Origin of the sequence: Bowmanella dokdonensis, from assembly GCF_017254865.1 — a bacterium.
GTDB lineage: Bacteria > Pseudomonadota > Gammaproteobacteria > Enterobacterales > Alteromonadaceae > Bowmanella > Bowmanella dokdonensis.
In genome coordinates this window covers 1-21,597 of sequence record NZ_JAFKCV010000003.1, presented here as the reverse complement: position 1 = coordinate 21,597, position 21,597 = coordinate 1, and the positions used below count along the sequence as shown (strand labels likewise).

34 protein-coding genes and 2 rRNA genes are annotated in these 21,597 nt (G+C 54.3%); 30 read left to right on the top strand and 6 right to left on the bottom strand.

All coding sequences use genetic code 11. The annotated features are described in order from the left end of the window. Positions 1–15: 15 nt before the first annotated feature. Genes J0A66_RS05945 through J0A66_RS05935 form a run of 3 tightly spaced genes read right to left on the bottom strand, consistent with a single transcriptional unit; the run spans position 16 to position 857 of the window. On the bottom strand, positions 16–399 hold the full coding sequence (locus tag J0A66_RS05945; protein WP_206572888.1) for a hypothetical protein: 384 nt from the start codon (positions 397–399) through the stop codon (positions 16–18). Next, positions 396–611 (bottom strand): hypothetical protein, encoded by a 216-nt coding sequence (locus tag J0A66_RS05940; protein WP_206572887.1) that lies wholly within the window; start codon positions 609–611, stop codon positions 396–398. Before J0A66_RS05940 ends, J0A66_RS05945 begins: the two co-directional genes overlap by 4 nt. 30 nt (positions 612–641) lie before the next feature. Further along, the gene (locus tag J0A66_RS05935; protein ID WP_206572886.1) at positions 642–857 is read right to left on the bottom strand and encodes a hypothetical protein; all 216 of its coding nucleotides are present in this window, start codon (positions 855–857) and stop codon (positions 642–644) included. Positions 858–1,141: 284 nt separating this feature from the next. On the opposite strand from J0A66_RS05935, the gene J0A66_RS05930 reads away from it, so the two are divergent. After that, positions 1,142–1,420 (top strand): helix-turn-helix domain-containing protein, encoded by a 279-nt coding sequence (locus tag J0A66_RS05930; RefSeq protein WP_206572885.1) that lies wholly within the window; start codon positions 1,142–1,144, stop codon positions 1,418–1,420. 106 nt (positions 1,421–1,526) lie between these two features. On the opposite strand, the gene J0A66_RS05925 is transcribed toward J0A66_RS05930, so the two are convergent. Further along, the gene (locus J0A66_RS05925) at positions 1,527–1,808 is read right to left on the bottom strand and encodes a hypothetical protein (RefSeq protein ID WP_206572884.1); all 282 of its coding nucleotides are present in this window, start codon (positions 1,806–1,808) and stop codon (positions 1,527–1,529) included. Positions 1,809–1,845: 37 nt separating this feature from the next. On the opposite strand from J0A66_RS05925, the gene J0A66_RS05920 reads away from it, so the two are divergent. The 29 genes from J0A66_RS05920 (at position 1,846) to J0A66_RS05780 (ending at position 20,727) form a co-directional block, all read left to right on the top strand. Continuing rightward, complete coding sequence (locus tag J0A66_RS05920) at positions 1,846–2,307, top strand: hypothetical protein (protein WP_206572883.1); 462 nt, start codon at positions 1,846–1,848, stop codon at positions 2,305–2,307. A 10-nt stretch (positions 2,308–2,317) separates the two neighbouring features. Further along, a complete protein-coding gene (locus J0A66_RS05915; RefSeq protein WP_206572882.1) occupies positions 2,318–2,590 on the top strand; it encodes a hypothetical protein in 273 nt (90 codons plus the stop codon). Continuing rightward, a complete protein-coding gene (locus J0A66_RS05910; RefSeq protein WP_206572881.1) occupies positions 2,577–3,035 on the top strand; it encodes a hypothetical protein in 459 nt (152 codons plus the stop codon). The genes J0A66_RS05915 and J0A66_RS05910 overlap by 14 nt, the downstream gene beginning before the upstream one ends. Then, positions 3,032–3,961 carry a hypothetical protein gene (locus J0A66_RS05905; protein ID WP_206572880.1) on the top strand — a complete coding sequence of 310 codons (930 nt, stop codon included), beginning with the start codon at positions 3,032–3,034 and terminating at the stop codon, positions 3,959–3,961. The genes J0A66_RS05910 and J0A66_RS05905 overlap by 4 nt, the downstream gene beginning before the upstream one ends. Beyond that, on the top strand, positions 3,961–5,679 hold the full coding sequence (locus tag J0A66_RS05900; RefSeq protein ID WP_206572879.1) for a TnsB C-terminal domain-containing protein: 1,719 nt from the start codon (positions 3,961–3,963) through the stop codon (positions 5,677–5,679). The genes J0A66_RS05905 and J0A66_RS05900 overlap by 1 nt, the downstream gene beginning before the upstream one ends. Positions 5,680–5,700: 21 nt before the next feature. Beyond that, entirely contained in the window at positions 5,701–6,735 is a 1,035-nt protein-coding gene (locus J0A66_RS05895; RefSeq protein ID WP_206572878.1) for an AAA family ATPase, read from the top strand. A gap of 8 nt (positions 6,736–6,743) precedes the next feature. Continuing rightward, a complete protein-coding gene (locus J0A66_RS05890) occupies positions 6,744–6,947 on the top strand; it encodes a hypothetical protein (RefSeq protein WP_206572877.1) in 204 nt (67 codons plus the stop codon). Beyond that, the gene (locus J0A66_RS05885) at positions 6,940–7,602 is read left to right on the top strand and encodes a DUF3164 family protein (RefSeq protein WP_206572876.1); all 663 of its coding nucleotides are present in this window, start codon (positions 6,940–6,942) and stop codon (positions 7,600–7,602) included. Before J0A66_RS05890 ends, J0A66_RS05885 begins: the two co-directional genes overlap by 8 nt. Positions 7,603–7,678: 76 nt before the next feature. Continuing rightward, entirely contained in the window at positions 7,679–7,951 is a 273-nt protein-coding gene (locus J0A66_RS05880) for an HU family DNA-binding protein (RefSeq protein WP_206572875.1), read from the top strand. A 34-nt stretch (positions 7,952–7,985) separates the two neighbouring features. Then, entirely contained in the window at positions 7,986–8,777 is a 792-nt protein-coding gene (locus J0A66_RS05875) for a hypothetical protein (RefSeq protein WP_206572874.1), read from the top strand. 9 nt (positions 8,778–8,786) lie between these two features. Continuing rightward, the gene (locus J0A66_RS05870; RefSeq protein ID WP_206572873.1) at positions 8,787–9,548 is read left to right on the top strand and encodes a 3'-5' exonuclease; all 762 of its coding nucleotides are present in this window, start codon (positions 8,787–8,789) and stop codon (positions 9,546–9,548) included. Then, positions 9,545–9,847 (top strand): hypothetical protein, encoded by a 303-nt coding sequence (locus J0A66_RS05865; protein WP_206572872.1) that lies wholly within the window; start codon positions 9,545–9,547, stop codon positions 9,845–9,847. The genes J0A66_RS05870 and J0A66_RS05865 overlap by 4 nt, the downstream gene beginning before the upstream one ends. Then, positions 9,844–10,038, top strand: coding sequence for a hypothetical protein (locus tag J0A66_RS05860; RefSeq protein ID WP_206572871.1), 195 nt, complete (start codon positions 9,844–9,846; stop codon positions 10,036–10,038). Before J0A66_RS05865 ends, J0A66_RS05860 begins: the two co-directional genes overlap by 4 nt. A 157-nt stretch (positions 10,039–10,195) precedes the next feature. Beyond that, positions 10,196–10,552 carry a hypothetical protein gene (locus J0A66_RS05855; RefSeq protein ID WP_206572870.1) on the top strand — a complete coding sequence of 119 codons (357 nt, stop codon included), beginning with the start codon at positions 10,196–10,198 and terminating at the stop codon, positions 10,550–10,552. 242 nt (positions 10,553–10,794) lie between these two features. Continuing rightward, positions 10,795–11,505: a DUF2786 domain-containing protein gene (locus tag J0A66_RS05850; protein ID WP_206572869.1), complete on the top strand. Its 711-nt coding sequence runs from the start codon at positions 10,795–10,797 to the stop codon at positions 11,503–11,505. A gap of 42 nt (positions 11,506–11,547) precedes the next feature. Then, complete coding sequence (locus J0A66_RS05845) at positions 11,548–11,793, top strand: hypothetical protein (protein WP_206572868.1); 246 nt, start codon at positions 11,548–11,550, stop codon at positions 11,791–11,793. Beyond that, entirely contained in the window at positions 11,786–12,418 is a 633-nt protein-coding gene (locus tag J0A66_RS05840) for an HNH endonuclease signature motif containing protein (protein WP_206572867.1), read from the top strand. The genes J0A66_RS05845 and J0A66_RS05840 overlap by 8 nt, the downstream gene beginning before the upstream one ends. Further along, positions 12,411–12,830: a phage protein GemA/Gp16 family protein gene (locus tag J0A66_RS05835; protein WP_206572866.1), complete on the top strand. Its 420-nt coding sequence runs from the start codon at positions 12,411–12,413 to the stop codon at positions 12,828–12,830. The genes J0A66_RS05840 and J0A66_RS05835 overlap by 8 nt, the downstream gene beginning before the upstream one ends. Further along, positions 12,811–13,212, top strand: a complete 402-nt coding sequence (locus J0A66_RS05830) for a Mor transcription activator family protein (RefSeq protein WP_206572865.1) — start codon at positions 12,811–12,813, stop codon at positions 13,210–13,212. Before J0A66_RS05835 ends, J0A66_RS05830 begins: the two co-directional genes overlap by 20 nt. A 401-nt stretch (positions 13,213–13,613) precedes the next feature. Next, positions 13,614–14,027 (top strand): N-acetylmuramoyl-L-alanine amidase, encoded by a 414-nt coding sequence (locus J0A66_RS05825; protein ID WP_206572864.1) that lies wholly within the window; start codon positions 13,614–13,616, stop codon positions 14,025–14,027. Continuing rightward, a complete protein-coding gene (locus J0A66_RS05820) occupies positions 14,024–14,575 on the top strand; it encodes a hypothetical protein (protein ID WP_206572863.1) in 552 nt (183 codons plus the stop codon). Before J0A66_RS05825 ends, J0A66_RS05820 begins: the two co-directional genes overlap by 4 nt. Before the next feature lie 66 nt (positions 14,576–14,641). Beyond that, positions 14,642–15,202 (top strand): alpha/beta hydrolase, encoded by a 561-nt coding sequence (locus J0A66_RS05815; RefSeq protein ID WP_206572862.1) that lies wholly within the window; start codon positions 14,642–14,644, stop codon positions 15,200–15,202. Next, a complete protein-coding gene (locus J0A66_RS05810) occupies positions 15,195–15,413 on the top strand; it encodes a hypothetical protein (protein WP_206572861.1) in 219 nt (72 codons plus the stop codon). The genes J0A66_RS05815 and J0A66_RS05810 overlap by 8 nt, the downstream gene beginning before the upstream one ends. Positions 15,414–15,415: 2 nt before the next feature. Next, entirely contained in the window at positions 15,416–15,913 is a 498-nt protein-coding gene (locus tag J0A66_RS05805) for a DUF1804 family protein (protein ID WP_206572860.1), read from the top strand. Then, a complete protein-coding gene (gene terL, locus J0A66_RS05800) occupies positions 15,906–17,534 on the top strand; it encodes a phage terminase large subunit (protein ID WP_206572859.1) in 1,629 nt (542 codons plus the stop codon). Before J0A66_RS05805 ends, terL begins: the two co-directional genes overlap by 8 nt. After that, positions 17,524–18,966 (top strand): phage portal protein family protein, encoded by a 1,443-nt coding sequence (locus J0A66_RS05795; protein WP_206572858.1) that lies wholly within the window; start codon positions 17,524–17,526, stop codon positions 18,964–18,966. The genes terL and J0A66_RS05795 overlap by 11 nt, the downstream gene beginning before the upstream one ends. Next, positions 18,966–19,163: a hypothetical protein gene (locus tag J0A66_RS05790; RefSeq protein WP_206572857.1), complete on the top strand. Its 198-nt coding sequence runs from the start codon at positions 18,966–18,968 to the stop codon at positions 19,161–19,163. Before J0A66_RS05795 ends, J0A66_RS05790 begins: the two co-directional genes overlap by 1 nt. Before the next feature lie 8 nt (positions 19,164–19,171). Further along, positions 19,172–19,465, top strand: a complete 294-nt coding sequence (locus tag J0A66_RS05785; protein WP_206572856.1) for a ubiquitination-like system serine protease family protein — start codon at positions 19,172–19,174, stop codon at positions 19,463–19,465. Continuing rightward, the gene (locus J0A66_RS05780) at positions 19,465–20,727 is read left to right on the top strand and encodes a phage head morphogenesis protein (RefSeq protein WP_206572855.1); all 1,263 of its coding nucleotides are present in this window, start codon (positions 19,465–19,467) and stop codon (positions 20,725–20,727) included. The genes J0A66_RS05785 and J0A66_RS05780 overlap by 1 nt, the downstream gene beginning before the upstream one ends. Positions 20,728–21,249: 522 nt before the next feature. Here J0A66_RS05780 and rrf read toward each other — a convergent pair. Further along, a 5S ribosomal RNA gene (gene rrf / locus J0A66_RS05775) occupies positions 21,250–21,365 on the bottom strand. Between the two features lie 116 nt (positions 21,366–21,481). Next, a 23S ribosomal RNA gene (locus J0A66_RS05770) occupies positions 21,482–21,597 on the bottom strand; the annotation flags it as partial.

The following is a 21,597-nucleotide window of genomic DNA, read 5'->3' as shown; positions in this document are numbered from 1 at the left end:
TCCTTTTGCGTTGTTTTACTTTTTACCCAAATTAGCAGCGATAAAGACCAGCACCACGCCGGCCACGAACACACCCAGCATTTGTTCGCCCGTGATATAACCTTTTTTGGATAACCAGGACACGGTAAACATGCACCCTAACCCCAGCACCACAGCAGTACCTTGTATCTTGGCCAGGCTTCGTAATCGGGCCTCCTCTCTGGCTCGCTGCGCCATAGCTTGCTCCCATTCAAAATGAGCCTTTACGTTGTACCCGCAACGTGGGCAAGGCTCAGCAAAGCGGCTGGTTGGCTTCCAGCAGGACGGACAATCCACAATATTGGGGTTGTCCGGATCAAAGCCTGGATCGTTATTAAACTGGATCTGATTGTTGTTGTTCCCATTAATAATCTGGGTCATAGGCGATCCTTTAGCAGTGCGGCCAGTTGCTCGGCGCTGAACTCACCGGACAACTGAATATTGTTGTTGCCGGTAATACTCTGGCCACCCACAGCCGCCTGGCTGTATTGGATGTTGCCGTCGCCATGAAGCTTTAAATCTGAAGGTGTTGATGAATGATCCGCCAACGCCTGCTGCAACGCTTGTTTAAGCTTATTTTTCTTATCTTCCATATTCCCTGCCTGTTACTACTACAACGGCGACTACGCCACCAGACGCAGATGCCTGACAATCCTCTCGGGGGTAATACTGTCACTGTCCTCCAGGTATTCCTCATACAACACGGTTAATACTTTGGCCTTTTGCAGCGGTGTTAAACTGCGGCCCAACTCACTTAATACTTCTTCGACTATCTCCACGCAGTCCTGCAGCGCCTGAACCTGGACAGCAGAACGGCGACCTGTGACAACAAAATTCACATCGCAACCTACCGAAGCAGCCAGCTCCAAATACCGCAGATCCGGCGCTCTATCAGATGCCTCGTAGTTTGCTTGAGCCCGCTTACTAACTCCGCATACGCCAGCGAAATCCTCTTGGGAAAACGAGAGTCGCTTCCGCTCCGATTTCAAACGCTCACCAAATAATGCACATTTGTTCATTTTTTTATTGACACATGCACATACGTGCATCTATTTTATACCTGAACCTTGTAAAACAGTCGTTGCAGCGACTGCACCCATTAACACATAACAAAGGTCATATTATGGATAGCAAGCAAATCAGGCAAGCCCTGCATGACAAGGGCTTTACTTACCAGATGCTCGGCAAACAGTTGGGCATTCATGCACAAACCTTCAGCAATGTTGCTGCCCGCCGTGCCAGCTCGTACCACGCCGCCGAGGCCATCGCCAAGGCGCTGGGCAAGTCCATCATCGAGGTGTTCCCCGACGTACCGTCGTACCGCCACGGTCCGCAACTGCGCCAGGACGCCAAAACCAAAGCCGCCAAAGAGCGGGAACTGGCCGCGCTGTTAAACAGCTAACCCCAGGAGTCACAGCCCATGCACCCTAAACAAACCAATGGCGACATCCTGCATCACTGCAGTGCCAAGCGTATGAGCCAGAAACGGGCCTCGCTGCAGGCAGCGTTTACTGACCAGGCTCCAGGGCGTCTACCCGCCCCTGGTGAATCCCCAGCAGCACCTGAACGATATAGTCGTACACATCGGCCAGTTCAGCATTGCCATGTTCAATCGCACTGCGCCGGTAATTTTCGAACTGAACGATCAACAGGTTCTGTCGAAACAACCCCTTGTCTTCCAGCAACTGCATCAGCGCAATCAGCGCGGTCTGGGTCGACGTCAGCTCACATGCCTGATGTACCAGTTGTCGCTGAACCCCCTGCAGCTGCTGTTCGATGGTCTGTGTCATTGCAGTTCTCTCCTTTGTCCAATAGCTGGAGCGCTGTATGAATCTGAATCGCACTGAATACCTGATGGTCTGGCCGGTAGGTCAGACACTAGCCAAGTTAATACTGCGTCGGGTGTCTGGCAGTTACTCGGCCAGGGCCAAGACGCTGCTGATCCCCGCCCGCGTTGCTGTTGGAGCATTAGCAGCAGCAGTAACACCAGATGCCGGCGATTTGGCGCTTGCCTTAAACCGCACCAATGACCCGCAGTTAAGGGTCTCCACCAATAAGCTGCACTGCGCAAAGGTGGTAATACATACCAGAACCTGGTTCCCCACCGCTTCCGCTCAACCAGCAGCTGCTGTTTGTCCTTCGCAGTCAATAGCTCAAGCAATGCCCAAGCCATCAGTTGCACGGGGTTACCTGAGTGCATGTGTTCGTCCTGTGTGCCAATTGCTGACAAGCCTAAGACGCACCGGGCAGACCGTCACCGGTAAAAAACCAATAAAAATTTACCCCTAAAGGAAAGCCCATGAAAAAGCCCCTGCTGGAAATACATTTCGAAGACCAAGGACAGGACTTTCTCAGATGGACGCTCAAACCCGTTAAACATGGCTACCAGGTACTGGACAGCAATCCGCTGCAGGCCTGGGCCTGGCGAGACGCTCATATCCTGGAGCCGGCCCGTATTCGCCCCGGCTGCTACCTGACCGTGATGACCCCGGTCAGCAAAACCCAGATGCGGCTTCGCTATCGGGTAATCCGAGTCACCACGCTGCAGGAGGCCGGCCATGAGCCAGCATGATTTGTTTGCCTCACTGAATATTGACCCACTGGAGCAGGCCAATGCCCCGGAACTGGACCTGGAGCTGGACGTGATCCACTACGTCAACCAGTGCATTCGCAACAGCGGTCTTGGGCGTGAGCGCTTTTTAGACCGCATCAACCTGTGCCTGCGTAGCGCCGGCAAACAAGTCACCCTGCGCCAGCTTAACCACTGGTTAAGCCCCAGCCAGGCCAATGCCATTCCTGCCTGGGTGATGCCGGCCATCTGCTGGGCCGGGCAGAGCATCCAGCCCTTTAACGGCCTGCTGAATCCACTGGGGTACAAAGCGGCCGACCGGCGCGCCAGCCTGATGCAGAAGATCACCGAATCTAAGCTGGAAGCCGCAGCCAAAACCCGCGAGTCGAAGGAACTGGAAAAGATGATGAAACGGATGCTGGAAAACAATGAGGACACCGAAGAATGAGCAAACAGTTGATGGACCAGCACCCGTTAACAGAACGGATTCTGGCCAAGATTCAAAGTCTGCAGATTCAGATCCCAGAGACTGCAGACGAGCATTGGAAACTGATAGAAGAGTTGGAAGTAGCCCACGCCGCAATCGGTGCTGAGAAGGGTTTTCACTATCTGGCCATGCGTGAACGGGTAGGCCATGGAGAATTTCTGAAGGAACTGGATAAGCGGGGGCTGCCGATCCGGCGCGTCCAGGAGCAAATGCAGATTGCCCGGTTTCTAGGGGCCATGCCAGAGGCAAATGCGCGGGCGACCGCGCATTTAAAACCATCCCAATTGTTAGAGCTGAGTAAGTTACCAGAGCCGAAGAAAGAAGAACTGACCCCAGAAGAGATCGAGGAATACAGCAAACTGCCATATCGCAAGATTGGTCAAATCGTTAAGCAAATCTGCCTGGAGTACAACCAGGAAGAAAAGCTCGCCCACGAGAACCAGAGCCTGAAGCGCAAGCTGGAACAACTGGAAATAGAGCGCTTTGAGGCCATTCAACTGGCCAACCAGGAGCAGCTGCGCAAGGCCCCGCAAACCGTGTATGGCCACCATCCTTTGGTTGCCCATATCAAGCAGGTGCTGCCTGAGGCCAGCGAACACGCCACCCAGGCCGCTATGCTGGGCCGGCATTTTTTATCCCAGTTGCAGATGCTCAGCGACACCCGCCAGGCCCGCCTGGGGGCGGAAGCCATGTATTACTGGCTGGAAACCAGCTACCGCCAGCTTGGCCATGTGCTGGCGCAAATCAAAGAGCAGTACCCCACCCCCGCCATGGAAGAAGCGGGCATACCGGTATACGACCCCAACGAGTGGAGTATGGCCGAGTCCAAGCGCCAGTTGGTGACCGAGATCCACAAGAAAATGCTGAAAAAGCGGGGGGCTAACTGATGCATCCCGCCGTGCACCAATACAAGCAACTGCAGCCGGCCAGCCACCAAAGCGCCTGGAGCGAGGCCACTGCCAAGCACCAGTTGATTGCCCGTCAGCGCAGTGTGTTGGTCAACGATGCGTTGACGGCATCAGCTTCCAGCAATCTGCACCAGGCGATTAAAACCCTCAAGGCAGAACTGGACGCCGGCACTGCTGATCAGGCCAGCCTGGGGGCCTGCCAGATGCTGGGCAAGGTACCCGGCACCAGCACCCTGCGCAATTGGGTGCAGGCATACCAGAGCCAGGGCCTGGCAGGGCTGTTGCCGGGCTACCAGGGCACCCAGCGCCGCCAGTACGGTTGGGAGGCCTTGTTCCTGGAACTGTATCACCGCCCACAAAAACCCAGCCTGGCCAGCGTGGCGCAAACCCTGCGTGAGCAATACGGCTTTGCGCTGGCCACCGAACACAACGTGCGCTACTTCCACAAGACCCTGCCTGCCGAGCTGCAGGACAAATCCCCCTGGCGGCTGGGCCAGTCGGTGTACCGTAAAACCGTGCGCGAATACATCACCCGCACCACCGAGAACATCCCGGTCGGCCTGTTGTACCAGGGCGACGGTCACACGGTGGACGTGTATTGCCGCCACCCTAAAACCGGCAACTTGTGCCGCATCGAGCTGACGGTGTTTATGGACATTCGCAGCCGCTACATCGTCGGCTGGTACGTCAGCTATGCCGAAAGCAGCATTACCAGCATGGCCGCGCTTAGCCATGCATTCGGCACCTGGGACCATGTATGCGCGGTGCTCTATATCGATAACGGCAGCGGCTACAAGAGCCGGATGATGAACGACGACACGGCCGGCTTTTATGCCAATTTTGACCTGGAAGTAATTTTCTCGCTGCCCGGCAACCCCCAGGCCAAGGGCAACGTGGAACGCTTTTTCGGGGTGATGGAGCAGGACCTGGGTAAGACCTTTGACACCTACTGCGGCAATGATATGAGCGAAGATCGCTCACGCCTGTTCCAAAGCAAGAACATCAAAAAGCTGGAAGGCATGGGCCTGAACATCCCCACCATCTCCGAGTGGTGCAACGCCTTTGAAGACTGGCTGGAGCGTTACCACAACCGCCCGCATCCGGAAGTGAAGAATCAGACGCCGGCAGCACTGTGGGACACCCTGGAGCGCACCCCGGTGCACGATATGAACCTGCTGGTACGGCCCCGGGAAGTGGTTAAGGTGCACCGCTCCATGGTGCGCCTGCATGGTCGCAGCTACCGCGCCGAATACCTGTATCAGTTCGACGGCCAGGAGCTGATTGCCGAATACGACCTGCACCACGATCAGAGCATTCGCCTGTTCAAGCTGGACGGCGTGTTGCTGATGACTGCCGAGCTGAAAGCCAAGGTCCATTACCTGCCCACCAGTCGCATCGAAGAGGCCGAAGAGCGCCGCCGTCAGGGTCGCCTGAAGCGCCTGGACAACAAACGCCGCGAGGTTGAACTGCAGGAATCCAGAGACCTGCCAGGTCACTTAGCCCAGGCCGCGGAGCTGGAGCAGATCACCCCATCGATGCAGGACATTGAGCAGGCCAAACAACCCAGTAACGACGACTTCAGCCTGGACGTACTGGCCAACGCCATGCTGCGCAGCAACAAAGACCAGGGCGACGAGCCAGAGCCTGACTTTAACCCCGATGAATTCTACCAATACGGCGCCGCCGGCGACCGCTAACCCAAAAGAAGGAAAGCCCCAATGGCCCAGAAGCACATTGAATACCCAACCAGCTACAACGACAACTACACCGAGCAAGACCAGGTGCACGTGCGCAAGATCATCGACTTTATGAATGCCTCAAAGTCGCGCACCGGCCGTTGGTTGGCCCGGGCGGTGGACGTCAGCGACGCCTATATCAGTTCGCTGTTAAACGGGGCCCACCCGGTGGAAGCCGGCAAGCTGATCTACAAGATTTTACCGGTTATCGAAGACAGTCAGCGCGACAACGCCCCGGGCGAGTTTGTGGAAACCAGCATCTTCCATATGGTCCGTCACGCCTGCCGGATGGCCAAGGACAGCGGCATGTTCTCTATTGTGTCCGGGGCCCCTGGAGTAGGTAAAACCAAAGCGCTGAAACGCTTTAAAGAGCTGTACCCCAACTCGCTGTACTTGTGCGGCAGTGAGGTAATCAACTCCACCGCCATCATCGACATGCTGCTGGACGAACTGAACGTCAAGGCCACTGGCAAGCTGCGCAAGAGCATGAAGGTAGATCGCATTGTCGACCAGCTGGCCGACACCCAGCGCCTGATCATCCTGGATGAAGCCGACAAGTGCCAGGTGGACACGCCGGATCCGCTACGCACCATCTCAGACCGCACCGGCTGTGGGGTGGTACTGGCCGGCAACATAGGGCTGCGTGATGCAGTGGCCTCTGGTGCCGGTCGCTACGACCTGATCGAGAGCCGGGTAGTGTTCTGGCCCAAGCCACTGCTGCACGTCAGCCTGGAGGACGTCAGCCAGTTGCTGCGCCCCTATCTGCGTGACGACCAGATAGCCGAGAGCGAAAGCTTTGAGGAAATCGCCCGCTACGCCGCCCAGGTGGTGGACGGTTCGGCCCGCAAGCTGGTGCGCAGCCTGGTACCCAACATCCAGATGCTGATCCAGCAAAAAGAAGCCAAGAGCGATTACAAGGGCATCGACCGACGCATGATCGCGTTTATTGCCAAGAACTTTATGGGCATTAACCACCCGCCTGCTATTCCGCATCGCACTGCTGCGGTGCCGGTGTAGGAGGTCCTATGGCACTGGTTTGCGCCGGCGAAACACGGCACATCAACTTTGAAGATAAGGACTCAGGCGACCAGTGGGAGTGTCGCCTGAGCACGGCCGAAAAGTCCCTGCGGATCTTTCAGAACGGTAAGTTCCGCATGAGCCATTACGGCATTGAGTTTCCCCCTACCAATGAGCAGTTAATCAACCTAATTGAGGTGACACATGAGTAAGTTCGAGATACCGGCCGGCTATGTCAAAGACGCCGACGGCAACCTGATCAAGGAAGAAAACCTGACCGCCCAACAGCGCGAGGAAGACGCCCTGTGGCCACGGGCCAAGGCCCTACACGATGAAATAGCACGCTTTAAGTACGACAGCATGAAAGCAGTGGAAGACCTGGTGGAGCGCATGATCCGCAACCACGGCATTAAGAAGTTCGAGCGCATCCAGGGCAATGTGCAGTTCATCACGGTGGACGGCCAGTACCGGGTGCAGCGCGCCATCGACAAGCTGATCGAGGTAGACAGCAGCATCGAGGTGGCCCGTCAGAAATTCACCCTCTATCTGCAGGCCATTCAGGAAACCGCGGGGAAAGACGCCGGCGAATTCCTGGATAACGCCTTCGATATGAAAGACGGCAAGGTCAATGTCGCCCGCCTGATTGATATCTGCAACAAGGACATCAAACACCCGCTGTATATCAGCGCGGTGCAGGCCCTGCGCAAGGCCATGTTTGTGTCCGGTACCAAAGCCTATCTGCGCTTCTATCAGCGCAACAAAGACAACGGCTGGGACCCGATGCCCCTGCAGTTCTCCAGCATTGAGCCCCAAGGCCCTGAGGAATCCGCCAATGACGAAGCAACGCAAGCTACGGCAGAGGCGTAACCAGTGGCGGTTCTACCAACCGCCTTTAAACCCAACCAAACCGGCCTTGAAGGCGGTTTAAAACAAGAGAAACAAGATGAACAAAGCTGAATTAATTAACTGCATCCGCGCCAACTGCCATGACAACAAGGCAGCGGCCAGCGCGATTGACAGCCTGGTCACGGCAATCGGACATGCGCTGGCGCGTGGCGAAGAGGTGTCCATCCCCGGCCTTGGCAAGTTTACTGCCAAGCAACGTGCTGCGCGCACGGGCCGCAACCCCAAAACTGGTGAATCAATTCTGATTCCTGCTTCTGTGGTGCCGTCTTTCAAACCTGCAAAGGCCCTGAAGGACAGTATCAATAACTAAGTGAGGCGGCTACGGCCGCCTCCAGGAGAGTGCTATGGCTTTGATGATCAACGGCGAGCAACTTAATGAGCACCAGTTGTTCCAGGTCGATGACGACCGTCGTTCAGCCTCCAGGCTGGCGAAGGTGATGGGACTGCAGCAGGACACCATTGATGAGGTTCGCTGGTTGATCCGCACGGCGCGTATTGCCAAGCCGACGAAGCCGCAAGCCTCTTCTGCTCCCCCTCAACAGAAGGTACCCAACATGTCTACCAACAGTACTGCAGAAATCGCCTTCAAGGTACGTAACAGCCTGGCTCTGGCAACGAAGATGCTGTTCCCGGCCGATATCTCACGTCTGGCCGCAGTGGCCAAGGCTGATGTACGCACTATTCTAGCGCGGATGAAAAGCGACGGTGACGTAGCGACATCCCCCCAGGGGTCTTATTTCATCACCCAGGAGGGCATAGGCCGCTTCCAGGCCAATCACCCTAGTCTCAATGTCAGCCAGGAAGCCCGGGAGCGCGCCGGCAAACATGCGCTTGAAAAAGCCACTGTAGCCGAAAAAGCACAACCGGATACTGCCAGCCAGATTAAGCAAAAAGAGGAGACAGAGTCATGCCCCGGCCCTTTGCATCACATGATGGCAGACCTGCTGCAAGAGCCGGCTGAGGATTCAGACATCCAGGACGAACTGGCCGGCTTTGAGGTGCAACCCAAAAAGCAGCTGAATGGCGTGGTGGAGAAGCTGCGCATCGTCTCATTTGTTCAAGGCAAGTTTCCGCCACAAAGCCAGACCTATCGGCATCTTGGCGAACTGGCCACCTACCTGGCCGAGATGGCGTAAGGAGCCGTTATGCAATCCGTATTCAACCCGTTTTTAAAGCAGTTCAATGTGTCGCCGCTGGCCGCAGTAGTGGACATTGAAACCCATGCCGTGAACAACCCCAATGCCGTTATCTGCTCTATCGGCTGTGTGGTCATCAATATGTTTACCGGTGAGCACATCGGCAGCTTTTATGACCGTTGCAACATCCTGGACCAACTGGACTACCGCAAGGCCGACCAGGAAACGCTGAACTGGTGGAAGGAGCAAAAAGCCCAGTTTCCCAAGGCTTACGCCGAAGCCAATGATCACAACCTGCCACGCCAGGTATTGCCATTGGTGTTGAATGACCTGAACAACTTCCTGAAACGCAGTTTCAACTTCACAACGCCCGCAATAGTGGGTAACGGGCCGGAGTTTGACAACACCATCATTGAACACGCCATGCGCCAGTTTGGTATCAAACCCGTCTGGCACTTTGGCAATAATCAAAGCCTGCGCACCATCGTCTGGCTGGGTCGTGCACTGCTCGGGGTTGACCCGAAAAACCAACCCTTTGAAGGTGAGAAGCACCACGCCCTGGACGATGCCAGGCACGAAGCCCGTTGCCTCCACGTGGTGGTAAAAGCCTTTGCCGATCGGCTGGCGCCGGATCTCATCATGGACATGCCATTCGACCAGTTGAAGCAGCTGTACCTGGATGCCGGTCTGCCGTTTCCGGAGAAGGATGAATTCGCCAGGGTCGACCTGGTGCATCAGTATCTGGGTAACCTCAAGGCGGTACCAGTATGAAACTCCTAGTACTGAGCCTGTTGCTCGGGCCTCTGACTGGCTGCGCCATCACGGACAACACCTATGTGAAAGTTGGCGCGGGCTACAAGTTCAATGAGTCAGACATCACCTGGGAAGACGAAGCTGCAACCCACCCCGTATCGACCAGGTTGGAACTGGGCAAGCGCCTGGGCAACTGGCGCTATGGCCTGATGCACCGTAGCCAGTGGTTCACAGGCTGGCCGGTTAACAGTGACGTGGAGTACTCGGTTAACGAGGTGTTTATTGATTACACCTTCGAGCTGGGAGCGCGCCCATGATCCGGCTTACAGAAGACCAATCCATCGCCCTGGACCATGTGACCCGCCAACCGGCAACGGACACGGCAGAAGCCATGCGCGAAGCCTACTGTGCCCAGACTGATGCAGAGCTGTTAAAGGCTGCGCACCGGCTGGTGCATCAGATGGGCCGACAGATGATCAGCGCCCAGGATGCGGTCAATGGACATTAACAAAATCACCCGCTGCATTCGTTTTAAGTACTTCATAAGCGGTTACCACTGTTTCCCCGGTATCACTGGAGAAATAAAAAACCAGCTTATCGGCGGTCATGAACTTAACAAACTAATGGACCACATCTGGTTCCACTATTTCCTGTAGGAGATACCCATGCCCTTAAATCAAACCAAGCTGGCAGTAAAAGCCCTGATGGATCAACTGATGACTCTGGATGCGCCATTTTCCCTGCAAAGGGAAGGTACCCAATTACTGGTAAAAATCAGGGTAAAAAATGACGAGTCGAATGGCACCGCTTCAGACAAAGAACTCGTCTTAGATCTGTCTGAACCCGGTGCAATTTCCCTCACCGGCCATGAATCCCTGAACCCCCTGGTTGCCGCTTTTTGCCGCAGCTTTCAGGGTTACCTGAGGGCCAGCCGGTTAGCAGCTGAGTTGACGTCTGACTCCTGCAACTGCCCTAAATGCACAGCCAAGCGCGAAGCCGCTACGGCTGCCACTACTCATTGATAAGAGAAAAACAGATGGGTGTGATAACTGCTATTTCATTCGACAGATTCCCAAAGCAAAGGGCTTTGCTAAACAGGCGCGTAAAGGTTTGCTTTAACTACGACACATCAAAAACGGTGCTTGGAACAGTTATCCGAGCAGATCGAGAGACACCTGGGTTAACCATTATCAACTTGGATGATGGCCGAACTGTGTTGGGCACTGAGTGCCAATATCAACTATTACCAGAGTAGGAAACAACCATGGCAGATAAACGCATTCTCGACAAAATCAGAAAGCTGCTGACCCTGGCAGCCAAGACCGGCAACAGCCATGAGGCTGCCAGTGCACTGAGTAAGGCTCAGGCTCTGATGGCCAAACACCAGGTAGATGAAGCTGAAGTGGTGCTGTCAGATATTGGCCGCTACAGCAGCGTGCTGGATCAGATGAAGCCGCCCCAGTGGGTGGTCAACTTGGCCCAAGTGATTCGTTCGGCCTTTGGCTGCGATATAGTGCTAGGTCAACAATGGCGAGGGATAGACATCGTCAGGACAGTTGACTTCTTTGGCATAGAACCCAACCCAGAACTGGCCAAGTACTGCTTTGACGTGTTGTACCGTCAACTGAGAAAGGCCCGCACCGATTACATCAAAGTCAACTGCAAACGCTGCAAGTCCACTACCAAGACGGCCAGGGGCGATGCCTTCGCCGAAAGCTGGACAATGGCGGTGTACGACAAGATCACAGCCCTGGTGCTAACCCCTGAAACGAAACAGCTGATCGAGCGCTACAAAAACGAAAAGATCTTTCGCAATCAACCGGCCAAGGAGTACGAAGCCAGCAGCCGGGCCGGTAAATCGTCCCGCTATAACGACGCCCGCCATGCCGGCTACCGGGAGGGCCGCAATGCCCAACTAAACAGCCCTGTCTCCGGACAGGAAACCCAGAAACTGACTGCCCATTCGCCCAGTTAGCGGGTTGGCTATGTATACCTTTCCTATTCGAGGATGAAACCCATGAAAAATAAACTATCGGACCTGAACAACCATCTGTTTGCTGAGATGGAGCGACTGGGAAATGAGAATCTCACAGACGATGAATTGAAGGTGGAAATCGAGCGCGCCAAGTCCATTGCGGGCATCTCGCGCGAGATCATCAGCAATGCAAATCTCGCCCTTAGAGCAAAGGAACTTCAGATGGAATATGGTCTCAAGAGCATGCCAGAGGTACTGACGGATAGAACTGAGGTCTCCCATGAGTAAGGCAATGTACTCCGCAGCCATGTTGGAATTCTTACAGGTAACCTATGAGGAATGCGATGTTGAGGAAACCACCCGACTGTTCAACTATGCGTTTGGCTTAGAGAAAACGGTAAGCCAGATTAAAGGTGCCTTGGCAAATCACAAGATCCTCAGTGGCCGTACAGGCCGCTTTGATAAGGGTTCACGGCCTTGGAATACAGGCAAAAAAGGCCTGCAAGCTGGTGGGAGATCTGCCGAAACACGATTCAAGAAAGGCGATAAGCCAGCCAACCTGAAACCCATTGGGCATGAGCGCATATGTTCGAAAGACGGCACCATCCTGATCAAAGTTGCTGAGCGTAACCCCTACACTGGAGCGGCAACTCGATATCGACCCAAGCACCATGTGGTTTGGGAGCAACACCATGGACCCCTGCCGGAAGGGTCAGTGCTGCGTTTTATTGACGGCAACCAGCTTAACTGTGATATCAGCAACCTTGAGCTGGTAAGCAAAGCTGTGCATCTGAGGCTCAATCAGACCGATTACCAGGATCTTCCCCCCGAAGTAAAGCCCACTATGAAGGCGTGTGTGGAACTGGAGGTTGCAGTATTTGGCCGTCAGAAGAGGAAGAAAGCTCATGCCTGATCTACCGTCCCTGCGCCGCCAAATCAAAGCAGCACAAACTCAGATGGCCATGGAGCAGGAAGACTACCAGGCGCTTCTGGTACGCCTTACCGGTAAAGCCAGCAGCACCAGGCTGACAGCGTTTGAAGCCGGCAGGGTGCTGGACGAGTTTCGCCGCCTGGGATGGCGGCCGCGTCGGCGCAATGCCCGTCAGATTGCCAGGATCCAGTACCTCTGGTTACGGTTGGGGGAAGCCGGCCTGTTGGAAGATCAAAGCAAGCAGGCCCTGTATAGCTTTTGCGTAAAGTTCACCGGTACCCGGTTATTGCACAAAGCCGCCAGCAACCAGCTAAGAACCGTAATCGACTGCCTGCAGGCCTGGTGCAAACGTGAAAAGGTGGAGTACAAAGACCATGAATCCGGTAAATCTTAAGGCGCTGCCGTATCGCATCAGGATGATCGCCGAAAAACTGGGCATGGAAGCCACCTATCAACTGTTGGCGGAGCATGGCGCAGAATGTCATACCATTCCAGCCAGCTTTAGCCCGGGCTGTGCTCTGGCTAAACACCTGGGCGAAGACGCGGCCAAAGTGCTTTGCCAGCTGTGGCCGGATACGCCAATCGACCTGCCAAAGCCGGATAAGATCTTACTGCAGTGGCGGGATGCTGAACTGATTCACAACATCACTCTGGGTGGTATGACGGTGATGCAGGCGGTGAAAAAATACAATCTGACCCGTCAGCGTATCAATCAAATCTTGTCTTCCCACTGGGAGGAGAAAAATCTGTCTTTGCCTCTTGACCTACCCACCTGACCTGCGCGACATTAACCAGGCTCCACGTTATGCCGGTCTGGAAAACGTTTGACGATACTCCGCTAGATCCCCCTGAAACACACTGTCGCCATGAATGCGACAGATATCATCAAGTTAGCCACCCAGATATGCCAGTGCCTCGACAAGCTGGAAAGGCGGCGCTTAGCCGAGCAGTGCCCAGAGCACCTGAGAAGGCTGCTTAAATCTACCGTTAATTCTGTTGCTATGCAGGCGCAACGACGCGCCAATATCCGCCCCCGCGGCGTACCGGTTCTTATTGCTGATACCAAACGGCCTGCACCCGTTGACCAGCCTAATCGCCGACCTGTTTCCAAACCCGTAATTCCTGCCAAGGCACTGGCCAACTGCGCCCGCCTGCGCGAGCAGTTAGGAGCCCCTAAGTGAACATTCGTTACCTGGTAGTGCACTGCAGCGATACCCCCAATGAGCGCGACGTTACCGCAGCTGAAATCCATCGTTGGCACAAAGAGGGTAACAAGTGGGACGGCATTGGCTATCACCGGGTGATTCGCCGTGACGGCACGCTGGAATATGGCAGGCCAGATTACTGGCCTGGCGCGCATGTACGCGGGCATAACCATCATTCTCTTGGCGTTTGCCTGATAGGGCGGCATTACTTCACCCCGGTCCAAATGATGACGCTGGCCACTCTGCTTAAGCAATGGCGCAGTGAGTACCCGGATGCCCGGATTGTTGGCCACCACAACCTGGACCCGAATAAAACCTGTCCCAACTTCGATGCCGAAGAATGGGCTGCATCCTGCGGCCTGCAACCCAAGGAGAAACGTCAATGATTAATCCAGTCCTTTGGATAAAGCACTTCGTGTTTCTGGTGAGTATGCTTTTGCTGGCCGGTTGCCCGACCACCGACGGTACCGTCAGAGCCACGGTCAACACCGCTATGCTCGGTGCGGCCGTGCTGGAGTTTGAAACCTCCTATCTGCATACCAGTGCGCAAATTGACCGCTATCGCCAAGCCTTCAGTGACGAAGAGTGGCAGGTGATAAACAACGTCAGACAAGACGCCAGGCGGGTACATAATGCAGTTAAAAATATACTCGCTCTGGATGATGGTACCGGCGGCGCAGTGGTGGATATATCCGAGTTTATTCACTCGCTGGAATCAGTCAGATACCACTACCGACAGGCTTATCTGCTATTGGAAAGAAAGGTGCCCTACCTGGAGCCGGCCTTGGCTCAATCACTGGTTACCTTTCACCGGGCAACCCGAACATTGGATACGGCTTACAGGCGGCTCTCAGAGCCGCACCGGGATAACACCGAATTGATTGTTCAGACCCTGCACGTTGTCGGAGCCGGGATTCGGCTTTTTGGGGTGTAGCAGGTGCGGGTAGTCGCTGTACACGGTATTAACGGAGACGGAACCAGGAACGTTGACCTCCTGGGAATGGCCGTTGTACAGCAGTTGGCACAATCCGTTCTGGTCAATTTTGATTATCCGCGCATCAGCCTGTTGAAGGCGGCGTGGGCATTGTCGTTCTGGCAATACGACAAAGTGCGGGCCAGGTTGGCTCAGACCCTGTATGACGTCACTCAGGATGGGGACCATGTTGTTGCCCACAGCTTTGGCGCGGCCGTGGTGTTTGCTTGCATGCACAAGCTGGGCAGACGCTTTGGCCATGTGTGGCTGATTGCGCCGGCGCTGAATATTGATGACCAGGTAACCGGCTTTGATGGCTGCCAGGCCCACAGTATTACCATTGTCGCCAATCCATATGACCGAGCCCTGAAAGCAGGCAGTATCCTGCCCTGGATGGATATTTCTGATGTGGGCCGTCTGGGCTGGCGCTGCGGCGATGACAAGCGGATCAGTACCTTTTTTGTGCCTCACCGGTACCTGCGTGGTGACCAGTCTGACTACCTCAATCACTCCTATGCGTTCTCTGGTGCTATCTGTCAGGACATTGCCAGCAAAATCGCTACCCAACTAAGGAATCATTATGGATAGGCAACAGGAAGCTCAGTTGTTTGAAAAGTTGGGGGAGATCAAAGGCAAGCTCGATGCCATTGAACAGTCCAATGTCGCCCAATGGGGCAAGATGGAATCCATTGATGAGCGCCTGCGCAAGCAGGAAGTGAAAACCGGGGGGATTGCTGCTTTCGTAGCGGCCGGTGTCACCCTGGGTATTGAGTACATCAAAAAGGGAATGGGGAGTTAATTGTGGCCCATGCCAGTGGTAAACGATTAGCTGTGCGCAGCAGCTATGTGAATGAGCAGCTCGACCTGAAAGAGGCCGCGGCACGTCACAAGGTGTCGTATGCCACGGCACTGCGCTGGAAGGCTAAGGCAGCCAGCGAGGGCGACAACTGGGATACCTCACGCAACAGTCTGCTACTGGCTCAGGGGGGTAAGAAGGAGCTGATCAACCAGGTACTTGAACGCTTTTTTACCCAGTCTGAAAACATCTTTAAATCCATTGACGAGGCTGAGAACCTGTCTCCGGCTGCTAAGGTGGACCTGATTGCCAAGTGGACCGATTCAGTGTCCAAAATTCAAAAGCTGCTTGGACCGTCCAACGACTTCAACAAGATTGGCTTTTCCCTTGAACTGCTGCAAAAGCTGGGCACCTTCATTCGCGAACACTATCCCCAACATGCCCATGCCTTTATCGAAATCCTGGAGCCATTCGGTCAGGTACTGAGCCGCGACTATGGTTAAAAGCGTCAGTCAGTTCTTGTCGCAGCTGTCCAGCTATGCGGACTCGCTGCGCACCCAGATAGAAAATGAAGTTGACGGCTTCAGCACCGACCCTGAGGCTCAGAAGGAGCGGGTTTTCCGGGTGCATGACCCGGTGGACGGCTTTCGATTTTTTTGTAAAACCTACTTCCCCCATTATGTGGACAAAACGGAATCGGTGCTGCACAAGCATCTGTTCAAACGCCTGCCGGAGATTTCCGCCACCAAGGAAGGGGTAAGGGAAGGCATCATCGCGCCCCGGGGCGAAGCCAAGTCGACCATTGCCACCCAACTGCACACCCTCTGGGAGATAGTTACTGAGCGAACCCACAACACTGTAATCATCATGGACGCCTTTGAGACTCAGGCGGCACCCATGCTGGAAGCTATTAAGGTGGAGCTGGACGCTAACCCCAGGCTGTTGCAGGACTTCCCCAAGGTAGCTGGAGCCGGGCCGGTTTGGCGCGCCGGCGAGATGATCACCCGCAACAACATTAAGGTAAAAGCCTTTGGTGCCGGCCAGAAAATCCGGGGTATACGTCATGGCCCTTACCGGCCGGACCGGATCAAGCTCGACGACATCGAGAACGACGAGAACGTCAAGAGCCCGGAGCAGCGGGACAAGATCTTCAAGTGGCTGAAAAAGGCTGTACTGAAACTGGGGCCCCCAGACGGCTCGGTCAAAGTCTTGTATATCGGTACCTTGCTGCACTATGACTCGGTACTGGCCAGGACCATTAAGCTGCCTAGTTTCCGGCATACCAAGTTCCGTTCAATTGTCGAATGGCCGGTGAACATGGATCTCTGGGAGGAGTGGGAGGAAATCCTGCGTAATGACGGCGCGGACGATGCCCAGCAGTTTTATCAGCAGCGTAAGGCGGCGATGGATGAAGGGGCCATTGTCAGTTGGCCGGAAAAGCGGCCGCTGTACTTCCTGATGATGGAGCGGGCGGACGATCACCATTCCTTTGACTGTGAATACCAGAACGACCCCACCAATGAGGATGAGGCCACCTTCAGGGACATCAAGTTCTGGGTGCATGTGGGCGATCGCTGGGTCTATTACGGTGCCTGTGACCCTTCCCTGGGTAAGAAGAACAAGGGCCGTGACCCCAGTGCGATAGGCGTGGGCGGTTTCGACCGGCAAAAAGGCGTGTTGCATGTGGTAGAGGCCAGTATACGGCGGCGCATACCCAACCTGATTATTGAGGACATCATCAAGTTTCACAGGGAGTACAACTGCCTGGTTTGGGCGATTGAGGCGGTGCAATTCCAGGAGTTTCTGCGCACCCGCTTAATGGAAGTGGGCTTGGAAAGGGGTATAGCCATTCCTACCCGGGCGGTGATCCCCAATACCGACAAGGATCTTCGCATTGAGAGCTTGGAGCCCTATGTCACTAACGGCCAGATCCTGCTGCACAGCCGCCAGACCATCTTATACGACCAATTGAAACACTGGCCTGAACACGCCCATGACGACGGTCCCGATATGCTGCAAATGCTGTGGATGGTGGCCGTAAGCGGAGCCGGGGGCATCCCAAAAATCCAATCTCAACCGGCGAGACAATCCTTTAACACCCGAGGTTTCGGCTATGGCAGATAAAGTGATCAATAAGAAGGCACTGATGAACAGCGCAGTGCTGGAACGCATGGCAGACAGGCAACTATTAGACCTGCTGCATGAGCTGCCGGATCCCGATCCTATTTTGCGCAAGGCCAATATTGACCAGGAAGTCTATGCCGAGATTATGGGCGACCCGCATGTATTGGGTGAAATCCGTAAGATGTATTCCGCCCTGGTCGGCTACAAGTACCAGATAAAAGCCGGCGACGATTCCTCCCAGGCCGCCAAAGCGCAAGAGCTTTGTCAGGCAGTACTGAAGAAACGGCCTCATGGCGCTATGCGCTGGCCTGATTTGATCTGGAGCTTTGGTCGTGCTCCGCTGACCGGACGGCGCGTGCACCATGTGGAGTGGACCATGGAGGGCAGCAACCTGGTACCTAAGCGGATCTTTGATATTCCGGGTAGCAGCTATTGTTTTAACTATGATGGCGATCTGATGATTCGAACGCTCAACGCACTGGAAGGTGAACCAGCCGAACCGATGCGATGGCTGGTGACCAGACACATGCCAGATGCGCAAAATCCCTATGGTATTGCCATTCTGTCCAGTTGCTTCTGGCCCTGGATGTTCAAAAACGGGGGCATCAAGTTCTTCGCCAAATTCTGTGAAAAGTTCGGCATTCCCTGGCCTGTCGGGCAGTACCCACAAGGTAGCACTGCAGATCAAATCAATGAGTTGGTAGAGCGTCTGCAGCAGTTGGTGGAAGATGCTGTCGCCGCGGTACCGGAAGGCGTGGAGATGACCATCCTTGAAACCAAGGCCTCTGGTGAGCTGCCCCAGGAGCGCCTGGTAAACCTGATGAACCGGGAAATGTCCAAAGCCATCACCAGCCAGAGCCTGGCTACCGAAATAATCGGTAACGGCTCCAGGGCCGCGGCGGAAACTGGTGACAAGCGCACCGACCAGAACAATAAAGCCGATCGCGGCTTGCCGGCCGCTACTATCAATCAGCTATTCGAATGGATAACTGAGGTCAACTTTGGCCCCGCAGTACCTGCGCCAATCTTCCAATGGGTGGATAAGAAGGAGTTGAATACCACTGATGTGTCTTTCTTTAAATCTGCAGCCGAACTGGTACCGATTAGAAAGGCTGATGTCTATGAACGGCTTGAGCTGACAGAACCGGCTGATGATGACGAAATCCTGTTCCTTGGCAGCAAGCCAAAAGAGGAAGAGCAGGACAAAGCCGAGTTCTCCAAGGCCGAGCAGGACCAGTGGAACAGCGAAGATCAAGCCATCAGTGACATCATCGACCAAATCCGCGCCGAGATAGATAAAGGCGAAACCCTCGAACAGGCCCTGGCCAATATGGTGGCCATGGTCCCGAACCTTGACTTCAGCGCCCTGGAAACGCTGGTCCGCCAGGAACTGGAGCTCGATTTCGGTACCGGCATGCTGGAGGCTGAGTGATGACTGATGTGCCATTGGCTAAGAAGATGCTGCAACGGGCAAATCAAGACCGGTTAGCCGAAGATCATCCATTAAGGATCCATGCGAACGCTCTGGCCAAGCTGGATCCCGATACAGCAACGGCGAAACAAGTATTGGGACATTGGGCACGTGCCAAGAAAGCTTGGTGTGAATACACCGGTGAGCCTTTGATTTAGGAGGGGCTGTGGCAAAGGTTGAAAAGCTGCGGGGCAATTCGATAAAGCATGAGACCTTTATTGTTGAATGCCCTGGCTGCAAAACGCTTCATCAGATCTGGACTACGGGCCCGGTAAAATGGTCTTTCAACGGCGACTATGAAAGGCCAACTTTCAGCCCATCTTTATTTGTGAACCCAGACGGCAGTAATCCTACTGTACCCAAATGCCATAGTTTTATTAGGAACGGTATTTGGGAGTTTTTATCCGATTGCACACATGAGCTGGCCGGGCAGAAAGTACCTATGATCGAGGTGGAGTAATGCCTGAAGTTTCAGTCGGCAGAATGCCTTTTAATGAGGCAATAGACTACTTTCAAAAGAAGCTGCTGATTCCGTCGCGCCAATGGACGGATATGGTCGGCCCCATCCATGCCAAAGGCTTCACCGTCGCCGGCGCGACATCGCTGTCGCTTTTACAGGACCTATATAGTACGGTTCAGGACTCAATCCTGGACGGTACCACCCTCACTGAGTTCAGAAAACGCTTTGATGACATAGTTTCCCGTCATGGTTGGAGCTATAAAGGCAAACGTGGCTGGCGGACCAGGGTGATTTTCCAGGTTAACAAGCGCAGCGCCTATATGGCTGGCCGCTGGGAGCAGATTTGGCGATTGAAAGACATTCGGCCATTCCTTCAATACCTGACGGTGGGTGACGAGCGAGTCAGGCAAAGCCACCGTCCCTGGCATGGCATCATTCTCCCGGTAGATCACCCATTCTGGCGCACTCACTACCCGCCTAATGACTGGCTGTGCCGCTGTAACGCTCGTTCACGGTCTAAGGATGACATTGAAGAGGAAGGTTTAAAGGTTTCAAACATGGCTGAGCCGACACCGACCAGCTACGCCGATCCTGATACGGGAGAAGTGGTTAAGAAGTATAAAGGCGTCGGTATTGGCTGGGATTACAATGTCGGTCAGGCTTGGCTGGCTCCTGAAGCAATCTTCGGCCAGCAGCTAATGGAAATTCCCGCAGACCTTCGCAAGGAAGCTCTGAAATGGATGGATACTGACGTCTACGACCGTCCATTCAAGCGCCTGGTTAATAAAGTAGGCACCCAGGTCGCCAAAGGTCAACGGCCAGCAGCTGGACATGCCCAAACAGCGGGCTATTTGGCATCTGAAGTCATCGAATTTCTACAAAGTAAAGGTAAAGGCCCAGCCAGCACCGTCATTGTGGCCAAAGATTCCGATATTGCACACTGGTTACGGGACACCAAAGCAGCCAGAAACCAGATGGTACCTATATCCGTGGCCTCGTCGCTACCTGGTATCGTCAGAACGCCGGATGCTGTCCTGTATGAGAAGGCCAACGGCCGACTTTTATTTGTTCGTCGCCTGTCTGACGGCCGCTATGCGAAGTTTGTCGTGGCAATCGGTTTGAAAGGGAAGATCCAGCACAATAAATCCCGATTCAATGAGACTTTAAACCTGGTTAAAACAGCGGGGATCGTCGCTGCTTATAATCTGCTGCAAAAGGAATACGAATTGATCTTCGGTGAGATAGTGAGGGAGGCCAGGTAGGACGCCTTACCCTACATCCTGCGTATCGAGTGTCCCAACGTTGGGAACTTTCGAAACACTTGCTGGACGGCGCGACAGAGTTTCCCCCGCTTTTTCCAGCGTCTGGCCTTACTAAGCAGTATAGATCTCGGTTTAATGACGTTCAACGGTTTGAAGGGGGTAAAAAACTGTCAATCTGTTACCAGTGAACCAACACTTTATTACCGGTAAATTCTCAACTTCCTGCAGTTTTTTTCAAAACCTATTCTCAGATTGGATCTAGAGGATTTATCCCTGTAAGCCAGTAAATATAAGGCCTCCAGCAGTATTCCGGGTCCCCATCTGATTTGTAAAAATGATTGTTACCCTACAGAGACACTCACAAGGATGTGTGACACAGAGCAGCCAGCAGCTGGAGCACAGGACTATCAACAGGTGATGGGTATGGTGTGCCGGTCTGGGACCAGCATGGCCTGTTTTCCAGGCCGCAGAAACAACTAAGCCCACTGTTAAGTGGGCTTGGCTGTTTCTTACGAATTGGGAGCCTGGCGGTGTGCTACTCTCACATGGGGAGACCCCACACTACCATCGCCGCTATTACGTTTCACTTCTGAGTTCGGAATGGAATCAGGTGGTTCCGTAACGCTATGGCCGCCAGGCAAAAAAGGTTAACAATCTGGACTGTGATAAAGAATTCATCGCTATGTAGCGTATTGGTTTGATGAGTTGTGGCTTGCACATACATCGTTCTGTTACATCGTAACTTGGGCGTTGTATGGTTAAGCCTCACGGGCAATTAGTACAGGTTAGCTTAACGCCTTACAACGCTTCCACACCCTGCCTATCAACGTTCTCGTCTTGAACAACCCTTCAGAGACCTTAAAGGTCTAG

Excerpts from the sequence above, each read along its gene's own strand:
- terL (WP_206572859.1), top strand. The coding sequence starts at position 15,906 with ATGGTTAAAAGCGTCAGTCAGTTCTTGTCGCAGCTGTCCAGCTATGCG.
- J0A66_RS05895 (WP_206572878.1), top strand. The coding sequence starts at position 5,701 with ATGGCCCAGAAGCACATTGAATACCCAACCAGCTACAACGACAACTAC.
- J0A66_RS05880 (WP_206572875.1), top strand. The coding sequence starts at position 7,679 with ATGAACAAAGCTGAATTAATTAACTGCATCCGCGCCAACTGCCATGAC.
- J0A66_RS05780 (WP_206572855.1), top strand. The coding sequence starts at position 19,465 with ATGCCTGAAGTTTCAGTCGGCAGAATGCCTTTTAATGAGGCAATAGAC.
- J0A66_RS05940 (WP_206572887.1), bottom strand. The coding sequence starts at position 611 with ATGGAAGATAAGAAAAATAAGCTTAAACAAGCGTTGCAGCAGGCGTTG.
- J0A66_RS05840 (WP_206572867.1), top strand. The coding sequence starts at position 11,786 with ATGAGTAAGGCAATGTACTCCGCAGCCATGTTGGAATTCTTACAGGTA.
- J0A66_RS05815 (WP_206572862.1), top strand. The coding sequence starts at position 14,642 with ATGGCCGTTGTACAGCAGTTGGCACAATCCGTTCTGGTCAATTTTGAT.
- J0A66_RS05920 (WP_206572883.1), top strand. The coding sequence starts at position 1,846 with ATGAATCTGAATCGCACTGAATACCTGATGGTCTGGCCGGTAGGTCAG.
- J0A66_RS05890 (WP_206572877.1), top strand. The coding sequence starts at position 6,744 with ATGGCACTGGTTTGCGCCGGCGAAACACGGCACATCAACTTTGAAGAT.
- J0A66_RS05910 (WP_206572881.1), top strand. The coding sequence starts at position 2,577 with ATGAGCCAGCATGATTTGTTTGCCTCACTGAATATTGACCCACTGGAG.
- J0A66_RS05915 (WP_206572882.1), top strand. The coding sequence starts at position 2,318 with ATGAAAAAGCCCCTGCTGGAAATACATTTCGAAGACCAAGGACAGGAC.
- J0A66_RS05905 (WP_206572880.1), top strand. The coding sequence starts at position 3,032 with ATGAGCAAACAGTTGATGGACCAGCACCCGTTAACAGAACGGATTCTG.
- J0A66_RS05870 (WP_206572873.1), top strand. The coding sequence starts at position 8,787 with ATGCAATCCGTATTCAACCCGTTTTTAAAGCAGTTCAATGTGTCGCCG.
- J0A66_RS05860 (WP_206572871.1), top strand. The coding sequence starts at position 9,844 with ATGATCCGGCTTACAGAAGACCAATCCATCGCCCTGGACCATGTGACC.
- J0A66_RS05925 (WP_206572884.1), bottom strand. The coding sequence starts at position 1,808 with ATGACACAGACCATCGAACAGCAGCTGCAGGGGGTTCAGCGACAACTG.
- J0A66_RS05790 (WP_206572857.1), top strand. The coding sequence starts at position 18,966 with ATGACTGATGTGCCATTGGCTAAGAAGATGCTGCAACGGGCAAATCAA.
- J0A66_RS05830 (WP_206572865.1), top strand. The coding sequence starts at position 12,811 with ATGAATCCGGTAAATCTTAAGGCGCTGCCGTATCGCATCAGGATGATC.
- J0A66_RS05930 (WP_206572885.1), top strand. The coding sequence starts at position 1,142 with ATGGATAGCAAGCAAATCAGGCAAGCCCTGCATGACAAGGGCTTTACT.
- J0A66_RS05885 (WP_206572876.1), top strand. The coding sequence starts at position 6,940 with ATGAGTAAGTTCGAGATACCGGCCGGCTATGTCAAAGACGCCGACGGC.
- J0A66_RS05855 (WP_206572870.1), top strand. The coding sequence starts at position 10,196 with ATGCCCTTAAATCAAACCAAGCTGGCAGTAAAAGCCCTGATGGATCAA.
- J0A66_RS05875 (WP_206572874.1), top strand. The coding sequence starts at position 7,986 with ATGGCTTTGATGATCAACGGCGAGCAACTTAATGAGCACCAGTTGTTC.
- J0A66_RS05945 (WP_206572888.1), bottom strand. The coding sequence starts at position 399 with ATGACCCAGATTATTAATGGGAACAACAACAATCAGATCCAGTTTAAT.
- J0A66_RS05850 (WP_206572869.1), top strand. The coding sequence starts at position 10,795 with ATGGCAGATAAACGCATTCTCGACAAAATCAGAAAGCTGCTGACCCTG.
- J0A66_RS05865 (WP_206572872.1), top strand. The coding sequence starts at position 9,545 with ATGAAACTCCTAGTACTGAGCCTGTTGCTCGGGCCTCTGACTGGCTGC.
- J0A66_RS05900 (WP_206572879.1), top strand. The coding sequence starts at position 3,961 with ATGCATCCCGCCGTGCACCAATACAAGCAACTGCAGCCGGCCAGCCAC.
- J0A66_RS05845 (WP_206572868.1), top strand. The coding sequence starts at position 11,548 with ATGAAAAATAAACTATCGGACCTGAACAACCATCTGTTTGCTGAGATG.
- J0A66_RS05835 (WP_206572866.1), top strand. The coding sequence starts at position 12,411 with ATGCCTGATCTACCGTCCCTGCGCCGCCAAATCAAAGCAGCACAAACT.
- J0A66_RS05810 (WP_206572861.1), top strand. The coding sequence starts at position 15,195 with ATGGATAGGCAACAGGAAGCTCAGTTGTTTGAAAAGTTGGGGGAGATC.
- J0A66_RS05820 (WP_206572863.1), top strand. The coding sequence starts at position 14,024 with ATGATTAATCCAGTCCTTTGGATAAAGCACTTCGTGTTTCTGGTGAGT.
- J0A66_RS05795 (WP_206572858.1), top strand. The coding sequence starts at position 17,524 with ATGGCAGATAAAGTGATCAATAAGAAGGCACTGATGAACAGCGCAGTG.